This is a genomic window from Mariniphaga sp. (genome assembly GCF_041687215.1).
GTDB lineage: Bacteria > Bacteroidota > Bacteroidia > Bacteroidales > Prolixibacteraceae > Mariniphaga.
Genome location: NZ_JAWLCI010000107.1, coordinates 1 through 7,068, shown reverse-complemented (window position 1 = coordinate 7,068; position 7,068 = coordinate 1). Strand labels below are relative to the sequence as shown.

Here is a 7,068-nt window from a genome sequence, read left to right as displayed (position 1 = left end):
GTGGGCCCACCTGGGCTTGAACCAGGGACCCCCTGATTATGAGTCAGGTGCTCTAACCAACTGAGCTATAGGCCCGAAATATCTGTTATAAAGGATATTCTATTTCAAATTATCAGGTTGTTTTATAGATTCCCTGATTATGAGTCATCCGCCCGCTGGCGGAAACTGAGCCCTGTCCGACTACCGGCGGATATAGGCCCGAAAAGTTTCGAGTTTAATGTTTAAAGTTCAATGTGGTGCAACAAAACATCAAGCTGCGAATTTCGGAGTGCAAGTTTACAACTTTGTACGAAAATACACAAGCAGAAAATGAAATAAAAAAGAGGAAAAACCTTTGTCTTTCCTCTTTTTTGTGGTGCCACCTGGAATCGAACCAGGGACACACGGATTTTCAGTCCGTTGCTCTACCAACTGAGCTATGGCACCTTTCGGTTTGTTGCTCTACCTCCCTATAGCAATTGGGATGAGCAACGGCACCCCTTTATTTTGGTGTTGCAAAAGTAAGCATTTTTTTAAATTCACAAAGAAATTTCAAATCAAAGTCAATCCTCACAAAAAAAATTAAGGGAAGTTTTGTTTGTTTGAGTTGCGCCTTTCTTTTACTACTTTTGCAGCCTTATAATTTTTTTAATGGTTGAAACTGATTTTCTGATATATACATTGCCAAATGGTATCCGGCTGATTCACAAATATGCTGATTCACCGGTAGGACATTTGGGTATCCTTATCAATACCGGCTCGCGCGACGAAGAACCTGATGAACACGGTTTGGCACATTTCATTGAACATTCGGTTTTTAAAGGGACAAAAAAACGAAAAGCGTTTCATATTTTAAGCCGTATTGAAGATGTGGGCGGGGAATTGAATGCCTACACCACGAAGGAAGAAACCACGCTTTACAGTACTTTTTTAGCAGAGTTTTACGAGCGTACTGCCGAAATGCTTAGTGACATTTTGTTTAACAGTACATATCCTGAAAAGGAATTAAAACGCGAAAAAGAGGTGGTTCTCGAAGAAATCAATTCATATAAAGATTCACCTTCGGAATTGATTTTTGATGAGTTTGAAGAACTGATTTACGACGGCCATCCAATCGCACGAAACATTCTTGGGAATCCGGTGAACCTGATCTCTTTTAACCGGGAATCCATTTTGCGGTTTATCGGCAATAACTACCATACCGACCAAATGGTTATTTCTTCGGTTGGGAAAATTGATTTTGGAACGTTAATCAAACTCACTGAAAAATATTTTGGACAGGCTGAAACCAAGCTTCGGCAGAATAGTCGCAAAATATTCGATAATTACATTCCTGGTAATCTTCTGGTTGAAAAAGACACATTTCAGTCGCACTGTATGATAGGAAACCTTGCATTTGATGTGATGCACCCCAGACGAATTGCAATGGTTTTACTGAACAATATCATTGGTGGCCAGGCCATGAACTCGCGGCTGAACATGGCTCTGCGCGAACGTAAGGGAATGGCTTACAATATTGAATCGGGTTACACTGCATATACCGACACGGGTTTGTTTAATGTTTATTTTGGTACTGACCATGAAAACCTTGAAAAGGCAATTGGACTTGTTTTAAAAGAATTTAAACTGTTGCGCGAGAAAAAGCTTGGTGTGCTTCAATTAAGCAAAGCACAAAAACAGTTGATGGGCCAAATTGCTATTTCCACCGAAAACCGGGAGGATTTAATGCTAACCATCGGGAAAAGTTACCTTCTTTTTAATAAGGTTGATACAATTCAAACCATTTTTAGAAAAATTGAAGCCATTACACCGCTCGATTTGCTGGAAGTGGCCAACGAGGTGCTTAACGAAAGCCAGATGAGCAGGCTGGTTTATAAATAAGTTGAATGCTTAATTTTCAGAAGCAAAAAGAAGTGAAAAAAGAAAGGGACATAGAAAGGTACATTTTGGAACATATCGGTTCTGAGGACCCGGTTTTACAAGAGCTTGATCGCGAAACGCACATGAAAGTGCTTGGCGCCCGAATGTTGTCAGGTCATTTGCAGGGGCAAGTGCTTACTTTGTTTTCTAAAATGATTCAGCCTGAACGAATTCTGGAGATTGGAACATTTACCGGCTATTCAGCCATTTGTCTGGCCAAAGGATTGCCGGAAAACGGAAAACTCATAACCATTGAACTGGACGACGAGTTGGAAGATTTGGCACAGAAATACTTTGTAAAAGCTGGTTTAAAACAAAAAATCATTCAATTAATTGGCCCGGCACTTGAAATTATTCCGTCGCTTTCAGAAACATTCGACCTTGTATTCCTGGATGCCGATAAAAGTGAATATGTGGAGTATTACAACCTTATTTTTGATAATGTGCGTAAAGGCGGCTGCATAATAGCCGACAACACGCTTTGGAGCGGCAAAGTATTGGAAAAACCAGCACCGGATGACCACCAGACCCTTGGAATTATAGCCTTTAATGAAATGATAAAAAACGATTCCCGCGTGGAAAAAGTCATTTTGCCTTTGCGTGACGGAATTACTATTATCCGAAAAAAATAAAAGCTGCCCATTCCGAACAGCTTTATTCTGATTCTTATTCTTGTGCTCAAAGTTTTATTTCATTGCAGCCTTCAGTCCTTCGGTGGTGGTGTAATATTTTACAATCATATTAGGCACTTCCCACTCAGGCATTTTTCCCTGGGCAAGAAACCCCAGGTATTTTTCGGCAACCTGGCCGAAATGTGCTTCGTGACCTACTTTAAATTTTTCCGGAATGTTAGTCATCCAAAGGTTTTCATCCAGTTTTTTCAACTCAAGTCCCGGATATTTTGAAGATAAATCCTGTACAGCATTGTAAAGATATCCGGCAAATTCTTTCAAATCCACATCGGGAAGTGGTTGAATATAAAGCTGGGGTTTATAGCCTTCTTCTTCGCCCTGTTTTATGGTAAGGTTACATTTTGTTCCACGCATTATTGAATAGTGCGTGTCGCCGGTTCCTTCGGGCGCCTCAAAATTCCAGATTACCGATGCTTTGGCATGGATGCCTTTCAGCTTGTAATTGATTTCGCCGTTGCTGTAAACTTTTAAAGTTCCGTCTTCCACATCTTTCTGAAGGTAATCCGGGTATTCATCAAGTTGGGTACTTTTTTTGAACATTTCAGGTGTGAGGTCGGTGGTCCAGCGGGTGGCCGAAACAATTTCAACATCCTCCTTTTTTAATGTTACTTCAGGAAACGCTTCCCACTGAATGAGGTCAACCAGGTGCGTGGTCACATCCACAATTCCTTCGCCTTGTTGTTCCACATCGAAAAACCAGGCCGGACGTACCAGCGGATTTCCCGACACATATTTGAAAAAGTGGTGTACACTTTCTTTGGTAATAGCCGGTTCTTCCTCAGTTCCCACTTGCAGGGTGCCAAAAACTTCAGGAATCATCGACAGTTCGCGCTGAATCATGGTAGTAATTTCGTAGCGTTCGGTCATAATATCGTATAACATGACCCCTTTTTCTTCGGCCACTTTAAACGCCTGTTCCAGCATGGGAAATTCTTCAGGAGTAATTACCATGGGTTTGTCAGCCAAAACATTGATTCCGGCTTCCACCGTTTCCAGAATATATTCTGTTTTTTTTGCATTGTTTCCGGCAGTAACCATCACGTTCCCTGGTTTTTCGGCCAGCATTTTTTCGAAGAAATCCGGGCCTGTGTAAATTTCGGTTTTCCACGAAGTAGGATTATCTGCACGATTGTTAAAACTTTCAATCAGGTTCAGGTGTGCCTGCAGTTCGGGTCCTTCCGGCGCATAAATATGCACCACAGGATCAACCTGATCGAACATGGTTTTTTGCACGAGTGCAGCATGAAAATGGCCGGGGTCGAGGGTCATCAGTTTTACTTCTCCTTTAGCTCCTGTAAACATAGTTTTTGATTCCTGGGTTTCTGACTTCTGGCCTCCACCCGTACATGCCCAAAGCAGAACAGTGAAAACCAGCATAAAAAATGATATTCTTCTCATTATTTGGTAATTTTTAAGTTTTTTCCGTTAACGCACACAGTATGCAAATTTATAATTTTAATTGAATTTTATGGCTCTGAATTTTGATTTATTCAATTGAACTATTCGTTATCAATGAAATATTTGATACTTGTATCGTAATCGGTGTAATGAATGTATTTTTTATTTTCCATCCAAAGCACAACGGTTTTGGCGTTTTCTGGTAAATAGCGCGGAACATACGGCCGCACATTATCGTAATCTGAATTATTTGTAATTGAGGTAATTGCCCATGTGCTGCCACCATCTGCAGTTTCGTGTTTTTCAATTTCGAAAATGCCATTTACCTCACGCGAAAGGTAAACTAAGTTTGGACTTTCAGGATGAAGCGTCATATTTCCCATGTAATACGATTCGCGTTCTTCTTTTTCGGGTTGAGTTTGAGGAAACCATTTTCCGGCTTTGCAAATTTCATAATTTTCCCAATTGTTTTCTTCCACATTGAAGTGTGCGTAATGGTAGCGGTGATCGGTTTTTTCGGGGTGTCTGGAATACAAAATATACGGAACATTATTTATTACAACAATGTCTGCAATCCATGCTCGTCCTGAATTTTCTGACGGTTTGTAAACCAGTGAAGCGTCCCGTGGTGAGAAAGGTAATTGTTCAAGAGAACAAATTTTTGTTCCATCGGCCCGCCAAAAAGAGCCGTTTTCGTAGTAGCAATAATAAACTGAATTTTGGGGTTCCACTTCCGGATGCCCGTCCGTAAAAACCATGTGTATTTTTGATTTGCCGTCGGAATAATATTTTACGTAAGGCCTGTTGTTGGGGTTAAATGGTTCGCTGCTAATTATCACATACTGCTCGTTCCATGTTTGGCCGTTATCAGCGGAAATAATCATGTTAGGTTTAAATCCTATCCAACGGCCAAAAACAAATAGTTTGTTGTTTTCTTCTTTTAAAACATAGGGATTTGCATAAGTGTAAGTTTCGCGTGGAAATTTTTCCAGGAGTTCTTCTGTTTTGGGAAGATAAATTACATTTTCGCCAAAAGATTGCACATCGGAACCATTTGAAGTTTGATTGGATATCACCCCTTTTTTGGTGGAATGCCAGGCAAACATGGTAAATACATTTCCATCGGGAAAAACTGTGAAGGCAGGATTATCGTGGTCATCAATTTCGAGTTGCGGATAAATAGTGTTGAACTTTTTTTCACCCGAGTTCAGGTCAAGCGAAGCCACTTCAACCGAACCATCTTTTTTAACCCAACCTGTAATAATCAGGTTTTCGCCGTAATAAATAGCACGCGGATCGGAAAACCAGCACCAGGCTCCGTCATCCGAAAACGTTTGGATTATCTCAGAATTTGGGGTTTTGGTTTGCCCGTTGGGAAAAGTGTTTGCTTGTCCGAAGATTTTTAATCCGGCAATAATCAGTAAACAAGCGACAAGAATTATTGATTTGTTCATTATTGTACCTTACGTTAGTGGTCGAAATTTAAAAAGAAAACCCAACAAACCAGGAACTCAATATATAATTCCGGGCTGTTGGGTTTATTTCATGAAATAGAAGTTGATTTACCACTTCACATAATTGGTTCCGTAAGGATACCTTTGTGGCCGACTCAGCATGGAATTTGCCAGGTCGTTGTTTATAAATTTTTCCGCTTTCGGATTCCATTGTAAAATGCCCGGAACTTTCATGGCAATGTGGCTGATGAGGCAAACAGTGCAGGCACGGTGTCCAATTTCAACGGGTGAAATGGGTTGTTTGCGCGACTGGATGCAGTCGAGCCAGTTACCGTGTTGCTCTTCACTTACATAAAGATGGATTTCATTTTCCCCGATTTTCGATTTCAGGATTTCGGGATCGCTCGCATCGAGTGCTTTAGTGCTTCCTTCGGGAATAGGATCGCTTTCAGTTGCACGGTAAGGCCCACGGGTTACAAAAATCCAGCCGTCGGTTCCTTCGTAGCGAATACCGTTTGGATAACCGCCGCTGGTGAAAACCGTAATTCCGTTTTCGTATTCGTGTTTTACCATAAAGTCGCCATGTACATTCCAGCTTCCTGATTTTGGGAATTCGGCAATGGATTCCACTGAGATTGGGCCTGTGTATTCTGTATCCATTCCCCAGGCTGCCGAATCGTAGTGGTGTTGCCCCCAGCCGGTAATCATTCCGGCGCCGTAGTTTTCATGCCTGAGCCAGCCGGGTCTTCCGTAATCTTCCTGCGGATGCACCAGCTTTTCGGTGTAAGATACTTCAGGTGTGGGACCAAGCCACATACTGAAATTAAGGTTTTTGGGAACGGGCATTTCCGGGAAAACAGGTCCGGGCGGGTCGCCGGGCAACCCGATTTTAACTGTGTGCAGTTTACCAATCCTTCCGTTGCGAACCAGTTCGGCAGCCCTTCTGAATTGTGCTGAAGAACGCTGCTGGGTGCCAATCTGCAGAATTACACCCTGCCGGTTTACGATGTCACTCATCAGCCTTCCTTCTTCAACTGTAAGTGAGTTGGGTTTTTGCAGATAGATATCTTTTCCTGCCAGAGCTGCTTCCATGGCCGGCTGGGCGTGCCAGTGGTCGGGTGTGCTGATGATAACAGCATCGATGTCTTTGTTCAGCAACATTTCTTTGTAATCGCTGTACATTTTTACATCCACTGCATTGTTGTTTCCGGTTTTTTTGTTGTAGTAATCTTCTGTCAGCTTTTTGCCATCTTCCATTCGCTTGCTGTCCACATCCGAAACAGCCATCAAACGGGCAATATCGTATTGCCAAACACCGGGCATGTCATGGTCGCGGGCAATTCTTCCACAACCAATCTGGCCGATGTTGATTTTGTTACTTGGTGCGTTTTTCCCAAAAACCGACGAGGGAACAATGGTTGGGATGACCATGGCGCCGGCAGCCGTGGCTGCTGTGTTTTTTAGAAAGTTTCTTCTTTTCATTTTTATTATAATTTAATTAATCTTTATTTTCTTTTCGGGCACGAAGCACGAAGCACGAAGCACGAAGTTCAAGAGCAAATTGTTTTTATTAAATTTTGTTCCTGAAAGAAATCAGCATATTCATCAGGTTGAAACAAAATTTA

Annotated in this window: 5 protein-coding genes and 2 tRNA genes; 2 read left to right on the top strand and 5 right to left on the bottom strand. The window is 41.9% G+C overall.

Annotated elements, in window-relative coordinates; translation table 11 throughout:
• Position 1: 1 nt before the first annotated feature.
• Both ACESMA_RS20980 and ACESMA_RS20975 read right to left on the bottom strand, forming a co-directional pair.
• Positions 2 to 75, bottom strand: a tRNA-Ile gene (locus ACESMA_RS20980).
• A 278-nt stretch (positions 76 to 353) separates the two neighbouring features.
• Positions 354 to 426, bottom strand: a tRNA-Phe gene (locus ACESMA_RS20975).
• 204 nt (positions 427 to 630) lie between these two features.
• Between ACESMA_RS20975 and ACESMA_RS20970 the strand changes: the two genes are divergently transcribed.
• Positions 631 to 1,860, top strand: a complete 1,230-nt coding sequence (locus ACESMA_RS20970; protein ID WP_372950837.1) for a M16 family metallopeptidase — start codon at positions 631 to 633, stop codon at positions 1,858 to 1,860.
• 5 nt (positions 1,861 to 1,865) lie between these two features.
• Positions 1,866 to 2,531 (top strand): O-methyltransferase, encoded by a 666-nt coding sequence (locus ACESMA_RS20965; protein WP_372950836.1) that lies wholly within the window; start codon positions 1,866 to 1,868, stop codon positions 2,529 to 2,531.
• A gap of 54 nt (positions 2,532 to 2,585) precedes the next feature.
• Here ACESMA_RS20965 and ACESMA_RS20960 read toward each other — a convergent pair whose 3' ends face one another.
• From ACESMA_RS20960 to ACESMA_RS20950, 3 genes are all read right to left on the bottom strand, one after another.
• A complete protein-coding gene (locus ACESMA_RS20960; protein ID WP_372950835.1) occupies positions 2,586 to 3,989 on the bottom strand; it encodes a putative oxidoreductase C-terminal domain-containing protein in 1,404 nt (467 codons plus the stop codon).
• Positions 3,990 to 4,090: 101 nt separating this feature from the next.
• Positions 4,091 to 5,443, bottom strand: a complete 1,353-nt coding sequence (locus tag ACESMA_RS20955) for a BNR-4 repeat-containing protein (RefSeq protein WP_372950834.1) — start codon at positions 5,441 to 5,443, stop codon at positions 4,091 to 4,093.
• 108 nt (positions 5,444 to 5,551) lie between these two features.
• On the bottom strand, positions 5,552 to 6,925 hold the full coding sequence (locus ACESMA_RS20950; RefSeq protein ID WP_372950833.1) for a Gfo/Idh/MocA family protein: 1,374 nt from the start codon (positions 6,923 to 6,925) through the stop codon (positions 5,552 to 5,554).
• Between the last annotated feature and the right edge of the window lie 143 nt (positions 6,926 to 7,068).

Coding starts and splice junctions, on each gene's coding strand:
- ACESMA_RS20970 (WP_372950837.1), top strand. CDS start 631: ATGGTTGAAACTGATTTTCTGATATATACATTGCCAAATGGTATCCGG.
- ACESMA_RS20965 (WP_372950836.1), top strand. CDS start 1,866: ATGCTTAATTTTCAGAAGCAAAAAGAAGTGAAAAAAGAAAGGGACATA.
- ACESMA_RS20960 (WP_372950835.1), bottom strand. CDS start 3,989: ATGAGAAGAATATCATTTTTTATGCTGGTTTTCACTGTTCTGCTTTGG.
- ACESMA_RS20955 (WP_372950834.1), bottom strand. CDS start 5,443: ATGAACAAATCAATAATTCTTGTCGCTTGTTTACTGATTATTGCCGGA.
- ACESMA_RS20950 (WP_372950833.1), bottom strand. CDS start 6,925: ATGAAAAGAAGAAACTTTCTAAAAAACACAGCAGCCACGGCTGCCGGC.